Below are 16,210 nucleotides of genomic sequence, written 5' to 3'. Positions count from 1 at the left end.
CTCCCTGCGGAGACATTCCGACATGTTAATCCATATATGATAGCACGTCAGCAGCGGATTATTCGCTCAAAAACGAACCTACGCGGCAGCCAAGAGCTTCTCTACTCGTGAGGCGGGAACGGCGCCCACGATTTCCCCTACAGGCACGCCGTCGCGAAACAGCAGCAGCGTCGGGACGCTTACAATGCGGAATGCCCACGCGATATCGGGATGCTCCGCCACGTCTAGTTGAGCCACCTTCACCTCGGGATGACGTGCAGCCACCGCCTCGAGCACCGACTCCATAACGCGACAGGGCCCGCACCCCGGACCCCAGAAGTCCACGAGCACACGCCCCGCAGCCTCCGTAACCTCCTCATCGAAATTTTCCCGCGTAAGCTGGACCATACTCATACCCCCTTCGTCACTGCCACACCAGTATAGCGATTGTCGTCCTCGTCATCAGTGCTTTTCCAAGCGCATGCTTGACAGCATCCGACCCGTTTCCTATACTGGGCGAACTTGGAATCGACTGAGGTAAGGTGTTTTGATGGCCGGGATGCTTCTGCTCTAACATAGGCGCTTTGCCGTCGGCCGGGGATGCCCCGGGCCGAAAGCGCTCGTTGCCGTCAGGGCAACTTTTCGTTGCGCGCGCATGTGCAACCTGCATGCGGTAGCGCAACCGCATCCGCAACCTCACACTGGGCAGAACTCATCGCGATGCTTCGCGCGAGCAGCCACCCGACTACACCTCGAAGGAGATTCCCATGGCCGAGAACCCCCGAACCATCCCCCAGCCCCCTTCTGCCTCTGACGCGCCCTTAAGTGCGGCCGGCCTCCCCTTGGCTAAGAACTGGCTCGCCGTCATCGCGTTTATCTGGGCCGGGCAGGCCGCCTCCATGATCACCAGCTTCGCCGCCGGCTACGCGGTGGTGTGGTACGTGACCGAATCCACCGGCAGCGCGCTCGTGCTGGCCTTCATGAACATCGCTGCCATGCTGCCCATCGGCCTGCTCTCGCCCTTCGGCGGCATCGTGGCCGACAAGCACAACCGCAAGCTGATCATGATCGCCGCCGACGGGGCCGTAGGCGTAATCTCGCTCACAGCGGGTCTGCTCATCCTGGCCGGAGACGTGTCTATCCCGCTGCTTCTGGCCGTGTGCGTGGCCCGCGCGGTAGGCCAGGCCTTCCACACGCCGGCCATGATGGCTGCCATGCCCATGCTCGTGCCCGACAAGCACCTGCTGCGCATCAACACCTTGGATCAGCTACTGGCCGCCGTCGCCTCCATCGGGGCGCCGGCCTTCGGCATCTTCCTGTACACCACCCTCGGCTTCTCATCGGTGATGTTCCTCGATTTCGCCGGCGCCTGCATCGCCGTGGCGGGACTTCTGCTGGCGAAGGTGCCCACCGTCATAGACCCGTCGGCCGAGCGTCAGCACGTGCTGGCGAACCTGCGCGACGGCTGGCGCGCCGTTGCGAAGACCCGCGGGCTTCTGCTGCTCATCGGCGGCGTGACTGTGGGCATGATGATCTTCGGACCGCTGTCGGCTATGTGCCCCTTGATGACCTACAACCACTTCGGTGGCAACGGCTACGACGCCTCCATCGGTGAGGCCGCCTTCGGCGTGGGTATGCTCCTAGGGTCAGGGATCCTCATGGCCTGGGGCGGCGGCCGGCGCCTGGCAGGGCTCATCGCTGTGGCCGCAGTCATCGTGGGTGCGTGCACCGCGGTCTGCGGGCTTTTGCCGCCCGACGGCTTCCCCGTGTTCGTGCTGATGATGGGCACCATGGCCGTGGCTTGCGCCTGGTTCAACGGGCCGCTGCTCACGCTCACTCAGCGCCACGTGCCCGACGAGAAGATGGGCCGCGCCATGGGCCTGCTCACGGCCGCCATGGGCCTGGCCACTCCCATCGGCGTGGCCATCGGTGGCGTACTGGCCGAGCAGATCGGCATTGCGCCGTTCTTCCTCGTCGACGGCCTGGCGTGCCTGGCGCTGGGGCTGATCATGTACCTGCCGAAGTCGGTACGCGCGTTGGATGCCTAGGGGAGCCAAACAGCCAGCCGCCTGCCCCATGCCGACGGCTCGCTTGCAGCAACCCGCCCCCTTCCCCAGCCTGTCACCACCATGCACTGCTCACCCGCAGGGGCGGCCTTTAGGCCGCCCATCCACAACCTGGCATCACCCCACGCCCCAGCCCAGCTGTTCCAAACATGCACTCAATAAGTGCAGGTTTTTCCTAGATATAGCACTCAATGAGTGCACTTATGGTACAATTTCTGCACTCAGTAAGTGCATTCATTGAAGGATCAGCTATGGAACGCCTCTACGAAACCATGTACCGCCTACTCGAGAACACGACGAGCGAATTTCACCGGTACATCTACGACCGCATCAACTGGGACAATCGCATGCTCGGCCTCGTCGGACCGCGAGGCGTCGGCAAAACCACGCTCTTCTTGCAGCATATCAAGCATACCAACCAGACCGATCGGGCACTCTTCGCCTCGGCCGACAACTTGTACTTCTCGGACCACACGCTCTTTGATACGGCCGAGGCTTTCAGCAAAAGCGGCGGCGCATTCCTCTATCTCGATGAGATTCATAAATATGAGGGATGGTCCCGCGAGCTGAAGGCCATCTACGACTCGTTCCCCGATATGCACGTGTACTTCACGGGCTCGTCGATCCTCGACATCGAGCGCGGCGAGGCGGATCTGAGTCGTCGGGCACCGAAGTACCACCTGCAGGGCCTTTCCTTCCGCGAGTTCCTCGCCATGCGCCACGGAATAGAGACGCCGGCCTTCTCCCTGGAGGACATCATCGAGCACCGGGCCTCCATTCCCGGGGTAACCCACCCCCTCCCCTACTTTCGGGAATACCTCATCAGCGGCTATTACCCCTTCGGGCAAGACCCCGACTTCTCCATCGAGCTCGCTCAGGTCATCAACCGCACGCTCGAAGTGGACATTCCCCAGTTCGCGAACATGAACGCCTCGACAGGTCGCAAGCTGCGCAAGCTCATGGCCCTCGCCAGCACGCTTGCCCCCTTCAAACCCAGCATGGCAAAACTAGCCTCGCAGATTGAAGCCAGCCGCAACAACCTGGAGGACTACCTTTTGTTCATCGAGAAAGCAGGCATGACAGCCCAGCTGCGTGAGCCCTCGTCGAGCATCAATGCCCTGGGCAAGGTCGAGAAAGTCTACCTGGACAACACGAACATCCTTCACAACTTAAGCGACGGAGCCCCGGATGTCGGCACGGTTCGCGAGACGTTCTTCTTCAATCAGATGCGTGTCAACCAGAAGGTCTTCAGCTCACCGATCTCTGACTTTCAAATCGACGGCGCCACCTTCGAGGTAGGCGGCAAAAGCAAGGGTGCGAGGCAGATTCGCGATGCGGCGCAGGGGTTCATCGTAAAGGACGACATCGAATACGGACACGGCAACATCATCCCTCTGTGGGCCTTCGGGCTGAGTTACTGAGGGCGCTCGCCTGAAACCTCGAGAAGTTCCCCCAGGAAGAGCGCACCCAGACCTGGCCTTCGCTATAATCGTCCCAGAGAGAATCACGACCCGAATTTGCGAGGAGGTTCCTATGGATGAGAACGTTCGCCCCGACGACATGGAGCGCATCACCACGCCCGAGCTGGCCCAAGCCTTTATCGACGAGCAGGTGGCCGCCATTCGAGAGCAGGTCGGCGACAAGAAGGTGCTGCTGGCCCTGTCCGGCGGCGTGGACTCCAGCGTGGTTGCGGCGCTGCTGATCAAGGCCATCGGGAAGAACCTCGTGTGCGTGCACGTGAACCACGGCCTTATGCGCAAGGGCGAGTCCGAGCAGGTCATCGACGTGTTCCAGAACCAGATGGACGCGAATCTGGTGTACGTGGACGCCACCGACCGCTTCCTGGATTTGCTGGCCGGCGTAGACGAGCCGGAAACCAAGCGCAAGATCATCGGCGGCGAGTTCATCCGCGTGTTCGAGGAAGAGGCCCGCAAGGTGGACGACGAGGTTGATTTCCTCGCCCAGGGCACCATCTATCCCGACATCCTGGAGTCCCAGGACGGCGTGAAGGCCCACCACAACGTGGGCGGCCTGCCGGACGATCTGCAGTTCGACCTGGTGGAGCCCGTAAAGCTGCTGTTCAAGGACGAGGTGCGCGTCGTCGGCCGCGAGCTGGGCCTGCCCGAGTCCATGGTGGAGCGCCAGCCGTTCCCCGGCCCGGGCCTGGGCGTGCGCTGCCTGGGCGCCATCACCCGTGACCGCTTGGAAGCGCTGCGCGAGGCCGACGCCATCGTGCGCGAGGAGATGGAGGCAGCGAATGTGGGCGCCTGGCAGTACTTCGCCGTGGTGCCCGACATGCGCGCCACCGGCGTGCGCGACGGCGAGCGCGCCTACGAGTGGCCGGCCATCATCCGCGCCATCAACACCGTAGACGTCATGACCGCCGAGGTGCCGGAGCTGGATTGGGCGCTGCTGAAGCGCATGACCGACCGCATCACCCACGAGGTCCCCGGCATCTGCCGCGTGGCCTACGACCTCACCCCCAAACCGGTCGGCACGGTGGAGTGGGAGTAAGCGCTCAAACACGATTAAGCGAACGAAACCCGAAGTGCTCCTGGGCAGCTGCCGAGGAGCACTTCTGTATCTCACCGGTCTCAATGCCTTCATGGGCGAGAACACAGGGGGCTTGTCGGCAAGCTTCCACGAGAAGCCGGTGAGTTTACCGATGAATGTGCCATCGAAAACGTTTAATGCTGAGGTTCAAATTAGGCTTTCCAACCCTTGACACATGTGCTATTAAGAAGAAAAATAGAATGCTATATTTCTAGAAATCTTCCTTTGAAAGGATCAGCGTGTCTAAGGCAGTTAAACCGGCGTCGTTTGAGGATTTTCTCGGGGCCCCTGTGCGCCTTTCGGAACGAAAAGGGGCGCGTGCCGCCGCTTCCGGGGGCGAAATGCCGGCGCCCGTTGCCAGGCCTTCGTCCGAACGCGGCGAGAAGTGCCCCACGGTTTCCTCCCAAAAGGTAAAAGTGGGACTAACCATAGACGAGGGTCTTATCGATGCCGTTGACGACTACATCTACCTCGCGCGGAAACAAGGGCGGCGGCTTAAGAAGAACGATGTGTACGAAGCCGCCCTGCGCCAATTCCTCGAAGCCGAAGGGGTAGATGTTCGATGACCGCAAACGGAAGGCTCTCCCTCGAGGACAACATTTTCCTCGCTAAGCGAAACCTGGTGGACAGCATCTGGAAAGAGGCCCGGCTCGAGGGCATCGCCGTCACATACCCCCAGACCGCCGATGTGCTCGAAGGCCGCGTGGTGGCCGACTTGAGCCTTGAGCAGAACCTCGCCCTCAACAACCTGAAGCAGGCGTGGCGCTATGTTCTCGATGAGCCTCACGCGATAGACTTCGAGACTCTTCTGCATCTCAATCTGCTCATCGGCCAGGGCGGAGTGGTTCGCTATGCGGGCGAGTTGCGCGACGGGCTTGTTCGCATTGGGGGTACCGATTTCGTGCCACCCGTTCCCGACGAGAATCAAGCTCGCAGTGAATTCGCGCGAATTCTCTCCGTGGAAGAACCCGTCATGCGCGCTCTGCTCGCGTTTGCATGGACATGCCGTTCGCAGCTGTTCCGCGACGGCAACAAGCGAGCTGCCCAGCTTGTCGCCAACGATATCCTCGTCCACTCGGGCGAGGGCATTTTGGCCGTGCCCATTGACGCCCAAGGCGAGTTCTTCGAGCTGCTGGTAGCATTCTACGAGAGCAACATTCCTGATGAGCTGATTTCGTTCCTGCGGGAAAAGTGCATCGAAAAGCCCGCGATTGGGAAAGCCAGCACTCGGCAATCGTGATGTCCCGCACGTCGTGGGGCACCTTCCGCCTCACAACGTCCAATCCAGGCTATGCGCTACCGAAAGCGCGGAGGGCAGTCTGAGCCAGTGCGGGAGCACCCCTTGTTGCCCGTAGATGTCGTCCTGCAGCTCTACCAGAAAGTCGTTCAGCGTGGGGTAGTACCGGCAGAAGGTCCTCTTCTCTCGGTTCCGGGGAGTGGGAGTAAGCGCCCAAGCAAAGCTATGCGGCACTTTTGCCTGAATCGTACTGTTCAACCCAGGATTTCCACAGAGGACTTTCTTTCCAACCATCAGTAAACCCCATACGATTGAGCTCGTCTGCCGACCTGGTCTCCAGAAGGCTAAATAGTTTTGACCGCCAAGACGTGTCAGAAGCCACTCTTTCGAGCAGGTAGCTGAGGATAGTGAGAATTCCGCAGGTTCTGTCGGCGCGAATCTGAAAAGGTTCATACCACTCGGGATTCTTTGTTTTGGTTGGAATAACCGGTCTTGTACCAATACCTTTATTCCAGAGTCGTGCATGATGAGCACATATGTTGCGCGTGGTATTTAATGCAACAAGCCAGGATTTCAACACACGCGTGGTTACACCGAGCTTGCCTGCGAGTTCATTTCGAATTTCCGGTGACGCACCTTTATAGAGGCGCAGCATCGTTCCGAATTCCATGAGATTAACCATGATCCAATACGGGGGCAGCTCTTTACTATCGCCATACTTCTCTTTGAAGTGTCGCACAAACGGTTCACTAGAACGCAGATACTGGGTTTCGCAGCGCTCCAGAAATTCGCTATATTCTTCTTCATCTAAACGTGGCAGATTTTCTGGTTCCAGATATCCAAATGGACCAGTTTCTTTCGCGAGTTCATATGCAAGCTGAGACCTAAAATAAACCTCAATACGCTCTATAGCGTCGAGAGCCAATAAACGCAATTGCCGGTCGAATGTATAGAGGCTCCAGATTTTGTCAAACGTTGTTCCCTCGATGAAGCGCTCATTGTGAGTACCTTTGGAATCTGAGATGTTAGAGCGTTTGAAAATATACCAATACCCACTCAGACGGTAATATCCGACCTCTTGAAGATGTCGAATCAGGTTCTCTCGGTTGGCGCTCAAGCCACGCTCATCTATAAGCAGATCTGCTTGCTGCTCGTAAGACAACCATGGCTTTTCGTACTCCAAGGACCCTCCTAGGCGAGAACATAAGAAGACCCGGCAGTGTGCATCGTTGAGAGGCCGGCCGGGTTTGCTGTTGCTTATACTAGCACAAGCGCTTGAAGATTTGGTGGCGATACTCTTGAATGGTAGCCCGCTTCATCCAGCAAGCCCTTCGACCTTTGGTTGTCTTGCCGCCGCCATAGACCCAGAATCTGTCGGAAACCCATTCGGCCCCTTCGAAACGCTTTCTATCTTGACACCTGCTGCGGCCACAGCACGAACATACACACGAACTCGGTTCATGTGTATGTTCATGCTAATACTGCCGATTGAGGGCGAATGGTGCTTCGATGTGGGGCTACAGGCACAGATTGTCCGACAGCACGATGGAATCACGGCAATGACTCAGTACCGTATCTGTCATCCGCGGCGGCACAACCATAGCGAGGCCTGCCGTTTTACGCTCAGCAGGCCTACTCTTCTGGTCAAACAGTTGGCGGCGCGTCTGCCTTACACGGGCTTTACGGGGATGCGGAGGACCGTTTTCAGGCGCTCGGGGGCAACCCGTCGCGGATCCGAGAGGTAGATCTCGTGGTGGAGGCGCTTCTCGCTTTGGTCGAACCGCAGGCCCTCCGATTCGGCATAGCTTTTCAGCGCGTCGATCGTCGCAGGCTCGTCGTCGTAGGACCCAATGTGCATGCACTGTACGCAGAGCCCCTCATCCACCGTGATCATTTCCGCCTTCGAGAAGTCGGCTTTTTTCTTGCGCGTGGCCTCCTGCACTGCCCAGTCGAACACCCCGGGCGTTACGAACTCGGGCAGCCGGATGCAGCTTATCCACTCGAGCTCGGCCTTGCGCTTCGGGTCCAGTCGCTCGATGGGCTCCGGAAAAGTCCAGAAGCCTTCCAGCGGCGGAACGACGTAGGGCGCATACCCCTCGATGTCGTAACCCGACTTGGGCGACATCTTGATGGTGAAGGAGATGCCGTAGAGCATCTGGAGGGCACGCTGGTATTCGCCGTCTTCTTCGTTCGGATCCCCTTTGCCGCGCACCGCCACATAGTTGATCGGCGGCATCTCTATGAGAGCCGGCTTCTTCGACGGCTGATAGATGTCCTTGTACTCTTTCTTGTAGTCGAACGGCATGGGGCTCCTCGCTCCTTACGTGATGGTTGCTCTGGTTATCGGCCCGCCGTCGGCGAACGCGGCTGGGCCTTAGGCCTTGACCACGGGAAGCCAGACCTCGCTCCTGCTGTCCGGCGCGGTCATGGCCGGCGTGAAGTATCTCTCGACGTCGGTGCCCGAGGCCCACTGGTACCCAGAGGCCGGCAGCCACTCGGCGAGGATGCGATGCCACAACTCGTTCATGGCATCGGGCATCGGCCCGACGCACTCGAAGACCGCGTAGGTGGCCGCATCGACGACGCGCTCCCCCATGCCCTCGGGGCACGGCTGGCCTGTGGCCACGCAGGCCATGTAGCAGTCGAACTCGTCGTCGTCGCAGAACTGGACGCCCAGCAGGCCCGCAGGCTCGCTGCCATCCATCAGGTCCAGCACCTTGTGGACGTCCGCCCCGATCTTAGCCCAGTACTCGGTGGCCTTCGCCCCGGCGCTCTCGACGTCCCATGTCCCGTTGTCGGACGGTATCCCGACCACGCGGAAAGACGGCTGCTCGATGATCTTGTAGTCCATTGCCTCTTCTCCCTTCACGGATAGCGTGAACGCGAGGCGTGGGTGGAGTTTGAGCTTGGTGCCGGGCAGGCGCGCCTCGCTCGGCGACGCGCCGTGCACGCTTCGAAACGCCCTGCTGAACGACGTCGGAGAGTCGTACCCGTATCTCAGGGCCACGTCTATCACCCTCGCATCGGTTGACGCGAGGTCGTATGCGGCGCTCGTCATCGCCCGGCGCCTGACGTACTCCGAAAGCGTCACGCCCGCCAGATAGGGGAACATCCGCTGGAGCTGGTACTGGGAGCATCCGGCGATGCGGGAGAGCTCCTCCAGGTCGAGCGTCCCGTCCAGGTGCTCCTCAACGTAGCCCATGGCTCGGTTCAAGTTCTCAAGCTGGCTCATCCACACCTCCTTTCGCATCCAGGTTACCAGGCAGGAGAAGGCGCGTCCTCTCATATCCCGTGCGAGTATTGGCTGGCCGCGACCGCGCATCACGCCCGAACCGGCAGCATAGTTTAACATTGCAAAGCATGCAGAAGAAACCCTGGGCATCGCGCTCCAAAGGACATATCCTTGCGCGATGGTTATACTTAAGAGAGTCTAATCTGTTCGGAAGGAGAGGAAGATGGGCGTGCGACGAAGGGGCGCAAGTTCGGCATAAGAGCGTTCTGGACCCCTGCGATTGCCGGGGCGAAATGATTCGCACGGCAAAGATCTGTCAAATGAAAAACCAGACTTACCAGCCAGGTATCTACTGAACTATATTTTACAATCATGCTGAATATATATTAGAATGTCAGCGTGATTGTAAAATGATTACCAAATACGACAAGACACTGAATTCTATCCTCGAAGCCAACGCGGGGATCATAACCTCTGCCGAGGCGCAAGAGGCAGGGGCCACGCGCCCGGCCTTCTCCGACTACGTCCGCAGACACGGCCTTGAGCGAGCATCGCGTGGGGTCTACATTGATCCTGATGTATTCCCGGACGAAATGGCGCTCCTCCAGAAGCGCTTCCCTAAAGCCGCGTTCTCCCATGAATCGGCGCTCTACCTCCATGACCTGACCGACCGCGAACCGATGCCGATCTCGGTCACGGTTGACTCGGGCTACAACGCCGGCCCCCTGAAGGCCCAAGGCGTGCGCATCTACTACACGAAGCCGGAGTGGTACGAGATGGGACTCGCGGAGGTCGAAACGCCGAGCGGTGCCAAAGTGAGGGCCTACGACAAGGAGCGCACTATCTGCGACCTCATCCGCAAGCGTACCGCTTTCGATCCGGCAGTGTTCCGACAGGCTATTCGCGATTATGTGCGGTCAAGGGACAAGAACCTCGCACGCCTGTCTGACTACGCGCGCGCGATGAACATAGAATCCCGCGTTTACGAGGTAATGGAGGTGGCACTGTGATCACGGGAGCCCGGAGAATCAAAGACCTCATCAGGAACCGCGCCAAAGGAGATGGCGCCACGGCACAGATGCTCCTTCGTCACTACGCCATGGAGCGCCTGCTTGAGAGACTGTCCGTGTCCGATTATCGCGATGACTTCGTCATCAAGGGAGGCATGCTCGTGGCATCCCTCATCGGCGTGGACGAGCGCTCCACGCGAGACATCGACGCCACGATGCGCGGGCACGACATGAGCTTGGATAATGTCTCTCGCATCCTTGCCGAGGTCGCCTCCATCGACATCGGCGACGGCTTCACCTTCGAGCTCGGGGAGCCACAGGAGATCATGGAAGACTCTGAATACGGCGGCGTGCGCGTCAACGTGAGCGCGTCCATCGAGAAGACGAAGACGACCTTCAAGATCGACATCTCCACAGGCGATGCCATCACGCCGGACGCGATCGAGTACGACTACAAGCTGCTGTTCGAGGATAGGAGCATCCCGCTTCGATCGTACAACACCGAGACTGCGCTGGCCGAGAAGCTGGAGACCATTCTCTCGCTCGCGCTCCAGACGACGAGGATGCGCGACTTCTACGACATCTACGCCCTGACGGAATCGGGTCGTGACATCGACTTCGCCCTTCTGAGAGATGCGCTCGATGCGACCATGGCGGTTCGCGAGAGCACGGTGCCGCTCGACCGGAGCGACGAGATGATAGACCTGCTTGCGCAAAGCGAGATGATGGAGGGGCACTGGAGCCGATATCAGGCGGCAAACGCCTTCGCTGAGTCAGTCAGTTGGCAAGACGCGCTCGCGTCTCTTCGCGCGTTGGCCAGCGCGGTCAAGGACGCCAAAACTGCCGACTAGCCGTTTTCACGAAGAAATACCAGTTCAGAGCTAATGGGACAATTTGTCTCAGTGGAACGAGGAAAGACCAGAATGTCTATCAACGAGTACATCGCCAAGCAGTTCGCCAACCCCCGTGGTATAGGCGGACGCATCGTTATGGCCGTCATGAACCGTCAGAACGCGCAGATGTACGAAGCGACAGAGAGGCTCCTTCGTCCTCGAAACGACGACACCATACTTGACATAGGCTGCGGCAACGGGATCATGTTGGAGCGGATCGCCCATGCGTGTGATTGCCATTTGATAGGAACCGACATCTCGGAAGACGCGCTTGAGATCGCGAAACGTCGGCTTGCCGGAACGAACGTGGAGCTCCTTCGCTGTCCGGTTGACGATATGCCACTCGAAGACGCAACAGTCGACAAGGCTGTAACAATCAACACGATTTACTTCTGGGAGGATCTGGCGTCGGGCTTCGAGGAGATTGCTCGCGTGCTCAAACCCGAGGGCATCTTCACCAGCACTCATTACACGAACCGAGCCCTCGAATCCTACTCTCACACTCAGTTCGGCTATAGGATGCGTACGGAACAAGAGGTTGTTTCGGCTGCGGAGATTGCGGGCTTTACAGTTCGAATCAAGTCCATCATGGACGGAAGGGCGTATTGTGTTGTAGGCAGGAGGCAAGCGTGAGCGAGGATTTGCGATTCGCCGACAGGGGCGAGTTCAGAAAATGGCTGCAAGGCAATGCATCTTCCGACGATGGTGTCTGGCTCATCTTCGGCAAGGCAGGAGGCCCTAAGACGCTCAAGGCATCGGAAGCCCTGGAAGAAGCGCTCTGCTTTGGCTGGATCGACGGGCAGATGCAGAAGATCGACGACGTCTCTTATCGCAAGTACTTCTCTCAACGTAGGCTCAACAGCAAGTGGTCTGAGAAGAACAAGAAGCTCGTAGCCGAGCTTGAGAAGCGCGGACTCATGACTGAGCATGGGCGCTCGAAGATCGAGGAAGCGAAGGCCAACGGACAGTGGGATGCTCCGAAGGCTCCTGGCATCACCGACGAGGACATCGAGCGTATCGCGCAGATTCTTGAGCCCTATGAGAAGGCGCACGCGAACTTCCTCGGCATGTCGCCTTCGGTGAGGAAGACCTACACGAGGGCCTACCTTGATGCAAAGACCGACGCTGGTCGTGAGAAGCGTCTCGCTTGGATGGTTGACAGGCTCAATCGAAACCTGAAGCCGATGTAATCGGCAAAGAAATGCACCCAGGGAAGTAAACGGGGCCCCTAGAGCAAGCCGGATCCGCTTCGGCTGCGCAAGGGGCTCGGCCATCGCAAGGCGGCGTCGGGCATGGTATAGTTTTTGCCTTAGTTTGCGACGATCAGGCGAGGGGGTATGCATGCGTAGGCAGCGCTACTCGACATCTATGGGCGACATCATGTACTGGGTTTCGCGCTCCGAAGAGAGCGAGAGGCCCTGGCTCGTATTCTTGCCGGGGCTCACCGCTGATCATCGGCTGTTCGAGAAGCAGACCGACTACTTCGCCGGCAAGGCGAACCTGCTCGTATGGGACGCCCCCTCCCATGGAGAGTCGCGACCCTTCGCCCTCGACTGGAGCCTGGACGACTTGGCCCGCTGGCTGCACGACATCTTGGAGCAGGAGGGCATCGTGCGGCCCATTTTGATCGGCCAGTCCATGGGCGGCTACCTCGCCCAGGCGTACCTGGATCTCTTTCCCGGAGAGGTGGCCGGATTCGTCTCGATTGACTCGTGCCCCCTGCAGCGCAGCTACTACAGCGGGTGGGAGCTCGCGGCACTTCGCCACACCAAACTCATGTATCTCTCCATCCCCTGGAAGGCACTGGTGGCGCTGGGCTCGAGCGGCACCGCTGCATCCGAGTACGGGCGCGCTGTCATGCACGAGATGATGCTCAACTACGAGAAGCGAGAGTACTGCGAGCTGGCCGCTCACGGGTACCGCGTGCTGGCCGATGCCGTTGATGCAAATCGGCCCTACCGCATCGATTGCCCGCTTTTGATCTTATGCGGCGAGAAGGACGGCGCGGGCTCGGCTAAGCGCTACAACCGCGCATGGGAGAAGCGCGTCGGCAGTCCCGTCCACTGGATCGAGGGAGCCGGCCACAACTCGAATTGCGACAAGCCCGATGCCGTGAACGCGCTGATCGAGCACTACGTCCTCGCTCGCTACGACGGCGATTAAGCGAAGGGAGAAACCATGTCGCTGGAGAAGGCGAAAGATCATCTTGCGAAGTTCGGCAAGGCCGATGCGGTGATGGAGTTCGACACATCGAGCGCCACGGTGGAGCTGGCGGCTGCGGCCGTGGGGTGCGGGCCCGCGCGGATTGCGAAGACCCTCTCCTTCGCCGTCGGCGACCGCGTTGCCCTGGTGGTGTGCGCGGGAGATGCTCGCATCGCCAACCCGAAGTTCAAGGCGCAGTTCGCCACGAAGCCGAAGATGCTGAGCCCCGATGAAGCCGAGGCGCGCATCGGGCACGCGGTGGGAGGCGTGTGCCCCTTCGGCTTGAACGAGGAGTGCGACATCTACCTGGATGAATCCCTCAGGCGCTTCGACACGGTGTTTCCCGCCTGCGGAAGCTCGAACAGCGCCATCGAGCTTTCCCCGGCGAGCTGGAGGAGATCACCGACGGCACCTGGGTAGACGTCTGCAAGCTTCCCGAGTGACGGAGCCGTTTGCGGCGCTTGCTCGACCACGCGCGCACCGAGGTGTCCGCCATGGGCCACGGCCGCCTGTACCTGGTCACCGACCTGGTAGGGTTCTACGAGAAATGCGGCTGGGAGTACGTGGGCGAGGTGAACGAGCTCGACGGCGGCCCGATCCGCCTCTACGGCGCCAACGCGCTTCTGCACCACAAGCAGGGGAAGTAAGCACCTCCTCGAACGCGGAGCAGCCAAAGTTTTTACTGTCGTTTACTGTTTTGTCAAGGGAGCAGCAGCATGGGAGGGCGGCGCTTCACACCAAGCTCGGACTCCCGGAAAGCCCTCGCGTCTGAAACACCTACAAGTGCCGAAGGCTGGTACGGTAGCTCCGCAGGCGCTCCTCACCGATGTCGGTGATAATGGTGTCGAGAGCCGCCAGGATCTGCTCTCGCTGCTCGGGCAAGCGGCCCTGCAGCATTACCGGGTTGGAAGCGCCCAGCATGGCGAACTCGGTCGGCACGGAAAGAGCGCCCACTAGCTCCTTTACCTCCTCGTACTTCTCCACCTCGGCCGCTTCTTGCCAGTTGCCGGCGACGATTTCCCGGTGCAGCTCGGAGTCCTCGTACACCGTGAGCATGTTGGCACCGATAAGCCACGGATGCGTGCGGTTCACCACGGCGGCCGTGCGCCGGGCACTCTCAAGCCCGCGCCCCTTCCCCGCAATGCCCACCAGGTAGAAAAAGGCGTAGGAGATGCCCGCCGCATCGAGCCGGGCGCATTGCTCAACGATGTCGCGGGCCCCATAGCCCTTGTTCATGAACGCGAGCGCGTCGTCGTCCCCCGTCTCGATCCCCAAGGTGAGGCCGTCGTAGCCGGCCGCCGCCAATTCGGTCAGTTCAGCATCGGTCTTGCGCGCCACGTCGGTTATGCGCGAGAAGCATCCAATGCTTCGGCACTCAGGAAAGTACCCGTGCACCAGGCCGGCTATCTCAAGCAGCCCCTTCGCCTTGAGCCCGAAAGGGTTCGCGCCCGCCAGGAAGATGCGCTCGCAGCTCGCCCGCCGCGTTTCGAAGAGCTGCTCCTCGGCCTTGCGCAGCGGGTCGTGGTACCAGGTCTGCGCTTCCAGCAGGTCGGCCTCGATATGCTCGATTGGGGATGGCCTGAACTTGAACGGCAGATCGGCGTAAAGCGTGCAGAACTTGCAGGCATGGTGGGTGCATCCCGCCGTGGCCTCGATGATGAGCGAATCGGCCTCGTAGGGCGGCCGCCAGATAGTTCCCGTGTAGTGCATGGCTCGCTTCCTTTCCCTTAACTGCCCGCCGGCAGTCCCGCTGTATGCTGCTATCATGGGAGAAGAGCTACGAACCGTGAAGTACTGTCTTTTTCTGTAGTGCATAAAGGAGGAGCCCATGGCGCAAAGGCGCGGCGAGGAGATCGAGCGCTGCCGATCGGTCTCGACTATCCAGCGCATGATCGGCGGGAAATGGAAGATAGAGATCCTCTTCTACATCGCCTTGAAAGACGTGCGCCACTTCGGCCAGCTGCGCCGCTGCATCGGCAATATCTCCGAATCCACGCTCTCCAAGCAGCTCAAAGAGCTGGTCGAGGACGGCTTCCTCGCCCGCACGGACTTCGGCGAGGTGCCCCCGCGCGTCGAGTACGCCCTCACGCCCCGAGGCGAGAGCTTCGTTCCCATTCTTCTGGCCATGAAGCGGTGGGGAGAGACCGAGCTGGGATTGTAGCCGAAGCGAGTCCGCACTGGATTTCACAATCGCCAGCACCATGGCGGCGCACTCCCAGCCAGAGGCGAGAGGGAGGGTTTTCTTGCGTGCTAAAATGAAACCCCCAATGACCGAACCCCCTCCAAGGAGTGCCCCGTGGATGTCATGGAATTCATGCGCGATCATCAAGCTTACTTCGAAGATTACGTGACGCGCAGCACATACCACTCGAATGCCATCGAGGGCAGCACGCTGTCTTATGCTGAGACGTATGCCATTTTATGGAACGATAATTCCATGAAGGTGACGGCTACGGCGCGCGAGTTGTACGAGGCAATTAACCACAAGCACGCGCTCGGCATCGCCACGGGTGAACTGAGCGCCAGTCTTTCCGAGAGGTTCATCAAGGACATAGCACGAGACATCAATCGCAACATCAGCGAGGTTGACGATTACCGGCGGGTGCAGGTGGTGATTCGCGGTGCCGAGCACATGCCGCCGGCTCCTAACCAGGTGAACCAGCTCATGATGCAACTGGTATGGGAGTACAACCACGACGAGGGGGAGGACCCCTTCCTGCGCGAGGCGAAATTTCATATCCGATTCGAGAGAACTCACCCTTTCGAAGACGGCAACGGGCGCACGGGGCGCATTCTCATAAATCGCGGACTTATGCGAGCCGGGCTTGCCCCTGTGGTCATCCCTGTGGAGGAGCGCGCCGCGTACATGGAGGCGCTGGCCCGGAGTGACTACGAAGGGTTGGCGGCCATGTTTTGCCGCTTGTCCGAAGCGGAAGCCGAGCGCATGGAACGATTCGCCGATGCCGGCTAGGAGGCAAGCCCCCTATTGCGTTTACCGCCCGGAATCGATATGCGGGCGCGACGGCACAGCCGATCTC

19 protein-coding genes are annotated in these 16,210 nt (G+C 59.9%); 14 read left to right on the top strand and 5 right to left on the bottom strand.

All coding sequences use genetic code 11. The annotated features are described in order from the left end of the window. Positions 1–78: 78 nt before the first annotated feature. Positions 79–387, bottom strand: a complete 309-nt coding sequence (locus F8D48_RS03055; protein WP_170272706.1) for a thioredoxin family protein — start codon at positions 385–387, stop codon at positions 79–81. 359 nt (positions 388–746) lie between these two features. Here F8D48_RS03055 and F8D48_RS03050 point away from each other — a divergent pair, with 359 nt between their 5' ends. From F8D48_RS03050 to F8D48_RS03030, 5 genes are all read left to right on the top strand, one after another. Next, positions 747–2,027, top strand: a complete 1,281-nt coding sequence (locus F8D48_RS03050) for an MFS transporter (RefSeq protein WP_151429911.1) — start codon at positions 747–749, stop codon at positions 2,025–2,027. Between the two features lie 269 nt (positions 2,028–2,296). Then, positions 2,297–3,466, top strand: a complete 1,170-nt coding sequence (locus tag F8D48_RS03045) for an ATP-binding protein (protein WP_151429910.1) — start codon at positions 2,297–2,299, stop codon at positions 3,464–3,466. 112 nt (positions 3,467–3,578) lie between these two features. After that, the gene (guaA, locus tag F8D48_RS03040; protein ID WP_151429909.1) at positions 3,579–4,559 is read left to right on the top strand and encodes a glutamine-hydrolyzing GMP synthase; all 981 of its coding nucleotides are present in this window, start codon (positions 3,579–3,581) and stop codon (positions 4,557–4,559) included. 278 nt (positions 4,560–4,837) lie between these two features. Beyond that, entirely contained in the window at positions 4,838–5,164 is a 327-nt protein-coding gene (locus F8D48_RS03035) for a hypothetical protein (RefSeq protein WP_151429908.1), read from the top strand. Then, on the top strand, positions 5,161–5,838 hold the full coding sequence (locus tag F8D48_RS03030) for a Fic family protein (RefSeq protein ID WP_151429907.1): 678 nt from the start codon (positions 5,161–5,163) through the stop codon (positions 5,836–5,838). Before F8D48_RS03035 ends, F8D48_RS03030 begins: the two co-directional genes overlap by 4 nt. Positions 5,839–6,058: 220 nt before the next feature. Here the strand turns inward: F8D48_RS03030 and F8D48_RS03025 are convergent, their stop codons facing one another. The 3 genes from F8D48_RS03025 to F8D48_RS03015 all read right to left on the bottom strand — a co-directional run bounded on the left by F8D48_RS03025 (position 6,059) and on the right by F8D48_RS03015 (position 9,067). Next, positions 6,059–7,018: an Abi family protein gene (locus F8D48_RS03025; protein ID WP_151429906.1), complete on the bottom strand. Its 960-nt coding sequence runs from the start codon at positions 7,016–7,018 to the stop codon at positions 6,059–6,061. Positions 7,019–7,504: 486 nt separating this feature from the next. Beyond that, positions 7,505–8,140, bottom strand: a complete 636-nt coding sequence (locus F8D48_RS03020; RefSeq protein WP_151429905.1) for a GyrI-like domain-containing protein — start codon at positions 8,138–8,140, stop codon at positions 7,505–7,507. A 69-nt stretch (positions 8,141–8,209) separates the two neighbouring features. After that, complete coding sequence (locus F8D48_RS03015; RefSeq protein ID WP_170272705.1) at positions 8,210–9,067, bottom strand: AraC family transcriptional regulator; 858 nt, start codon at positions 9,065–9,067, stop codon at positions 8,210–8,212. 410 nt (positions 9,068–9,477) lie between these two features. On the opposite strand from F8D48_RS03015, the gene F8D48_RS03010 reads away from it, so the two are divergent. The 7 genes from F8D48_RS03010 (at position 9,478) to F8D48_RS02980 (ending at position 13,819) form a co-directional block, all read left to right on the top strand. Beyond that, positions 9,478–10,077: a type IV toxin-antitoxin system AbiEi family antitoxin domain-containing protein gene (locus F8D48_RS03010; RefSeq protein ID WP_135969925.1), complete on the top strand. Its 600-nt coding sequence runs from the start codon at positions 9,478–9,480 to the stop codon at positions 10,075–10,077. Then, positions 10,074–10,928 carry a nucleotidyl transferase AbiEii/AbiGii toxin family protein gene (locus tag F8D48_RS03005; protein ID WP_160324315.1) on the top strand — a complete coding sequence of 285 codons (855 nt, stop codon included), beginning with the start codon at positions 10,074–10,076 and terminating at the stop codon, positions 10,926–10,928. The genes F8D48_RS03010 and F8D48_RS03005 overlap by 4 nt, the downstream gene beginning before the upstream one ends. A gap of 72 nt (positions 10,929–11,000) precedes the next feature. Further along, the gene (locus F8D48_RS03000) at positions 11,001–11,603 is read left to right on the top strand and encodes a class I SAM-dependent methyltransferase (RefSeq protein ID WP_170272704.1); all 603 of its coding nucleotides are present in this window, start codon (positions 11,001–11,003) and stop codon (positions 11,601–11,603) included. Then, complete coding sequence (locus tag F8D48_RS02995) at positions 11,600–12,160, top strand: YdeI/OmpD-associated family protein (protein WP_016309933.1); 561 nt, start codon at positions 11,600–11,602, stop codon at positions 12,158–12,160. Before F8D48_RS03000 ends, F8D48_RS02995 begins: the two co-directional genes overlap by 4 nt. Before the next feature lie 151 nt (positions 12,161–12,311). Further along, the gene (locus F8D48_RS02990) at positions 12,312–13,133 is read left to right on the top strand and encodes an alpha/beta fold hydrolase (RefSeq protein WP_151429901.1); all 822 of its coding nucleotides are present in this window, start codon (positions 12,312–12,314) and stop codon (positions 13,131–13,133) included. A 15-nt stretch (positions 13,134–13,148) separates the two neighbouring features. Next, complete coding sequence (locus tag F8D48_RS02985; RefSeq protein WP_240806195.1) at positions 13,149–13,592, top strand: YbaK/EbsC family protein; 444 nt, start codon at positions 13,149–13,151, stop codon at positions 13,590–13,592. Positions 13,593–13,633: 41 nt separating this feature from the next. Further along, positions 13,634–13,819, top strand: a complete 186-nt coding sequence (locus tag F8D48_RS02980) for a hypothetical protein (RefSeq protein WP_151429900.1) — start codon at positions 13,634–13,636, stop codon at positions 13,817–13,819. Positions 13,820–13,949: 130 nt separating this feature from the next. On the opposite strand, the gene F8D48_RS02975 is transcribed toward F8D48_RS02980, so the two are convergent. Next, complete coding sequence (locus F8D48_RS02975) at positions 13,950–14,882, bottom strand: radical SAM protein (protein WP_151429899.1); 933 nt, start codon at positions 14,880–14,882, stop codon at positions 13,950–13,952. Between the two features lie 118 nt (positions 14,883–15,000). Between F8D48_RS02975 and F8D48_RS02970 the strand changes: the two genes are divergently transcribed. Both F8D48_RS02970 and F8D48_RS02965 read left to right on the top strand, forming a co-directional pair. Next, positions 15,001–15,333, top strand: a complete 333-nt coding sequence (locus F8D48_RS02970) for a winged helix-turn-helix transcriptional regulator (protein WP_151429898.1) — start codon at positions 15,001–15,003, stop codon at positions 15,331–15,333. 144 nt (positions 15,334–15,477) lie between these two features. Further along, on the top strand, positions 15,478–16,143 hold the full coding sequence (locus F8D48_RS02965; protein ID WP_240806197.1) for a Fic family protein: 666 nt from the start codon (positions 15,478–15,480) through the stop codon (positions 16,141–16,143). Positions 16,144–16,210 lie beyond the last annotated feature (67 nt).

This window comes from Adlercreutzia muris, assembly GCF_008831045.1.
Lineage (GTDB): Bacteria > Actinomycetota > Coriobacteriia > Coriobacteriales > Eggerthellaceae > Adlercreutzia > Adlercreutzia muris.
This window is presented reverse-complemented; position numbering and strand designations above follow the sequence as displayed.

Excerpts from the sequence above, each read along its gene's own strand:
- F8D48_RS03055 (WP_170272706.1), bottom strand. The coding sequence starts at position 387 with ATGGTCCAGCTTACGCGGGAAAATTTCGATGAGGAGGTTACGGAGGCT.
- F8D48_RS03050 (WP_151429911.1), top strand. The coding sequence starts at position 747 with ATGGCCGAGAACCCCCGAACCATCCCCCAGCCCCCTTCTGCCTCTGAC.
- F8D48_RS03045 (WP_151429910.1), top strand. The coding sequence starts at position 2,297 with ATGGAACGCCTCTACGAAACCATGTACCGCCTACTCGAGAACACGACG.
- guaA (WP_151429909.1), top strand. The coding sequence starts at position 3,579 with ATGGATGAGAACGTTCGCCCCGACGACATGGAGCGCATCACCACGCCC.
- F8D48_RS03030 (WP_151429907.1), top strand. The coding sequence starts at position 5,161 with ATGACCGCAAACGGAAGGCTCTCCCTCGAGGACAACATTTTCCTCGCT.
- F8D48_RS03020 (WP_151429905.1), bottom strand. The coding sequence starts at position 8,140 with ATGCCGTTCGACTACAAGAAAGAGTACAAGGACATCTATCAGCCGTCG.
- F8D48_RS03015 (WP_170272705.1), bottom strand. The coding sequence starts at position 9,067 with ATGAGCCAGCTTGAGAACTTGAACCGAGCCATGGGCTACGTTGAGGAG.
- F8D48_RS03010 (WP_135969925.1), top strand. The coding sequence starts at position 9,478 with ATGATTACCAAATACGACAAGACACTGAATTCTATCCTCGAAGCCAAC.
- F8D48_RS03000 (WP_170272704.1), top strand. The coding sequence starts at position 11,001 with ATGTCTATCAACGAGTACATCGCCAAGCAGTTCGCCAACCCCCGTGGT.
- F8D48_RS02990 (WP_151429901.1), top strand. The coding sequence starts at position 12,312 with ATGCGTAGGCAGCGCTACTCGACATCTATGGGCGACATCATGTACTGG.
- F8D48_RS02985 (WP_240806195.1), top strand. The coding sequence starts at position 13,149 with ATGTCGCTGGAGAAGGCGAAAGATCATCTTGCGAAGTTCGGCAAGGCC.
- F8D48_RS02975 (WP_151429899.1), bottom strand. The coding sequence starts at position 14,882 with ATGCACTACACGGGAACTATCTGGCGGCCGCCCTACGAGGCCGATTCG.
- F8D48_RS02970 (WP_151429898.1), top strand. The coding sequence starts at position 15,001 with ATGGCGCAAAGGCGCGGCGAGGAGATCGAGCGCTGCCGATCGGTCTCG.
- F8D48_RS02965 (WP_240806197.1), top strand. The coding sequence starts at position 15,478 with ATGGAATTCATGCGCGATCATCAAGCTTACTTCGAAGATTACGTGACG.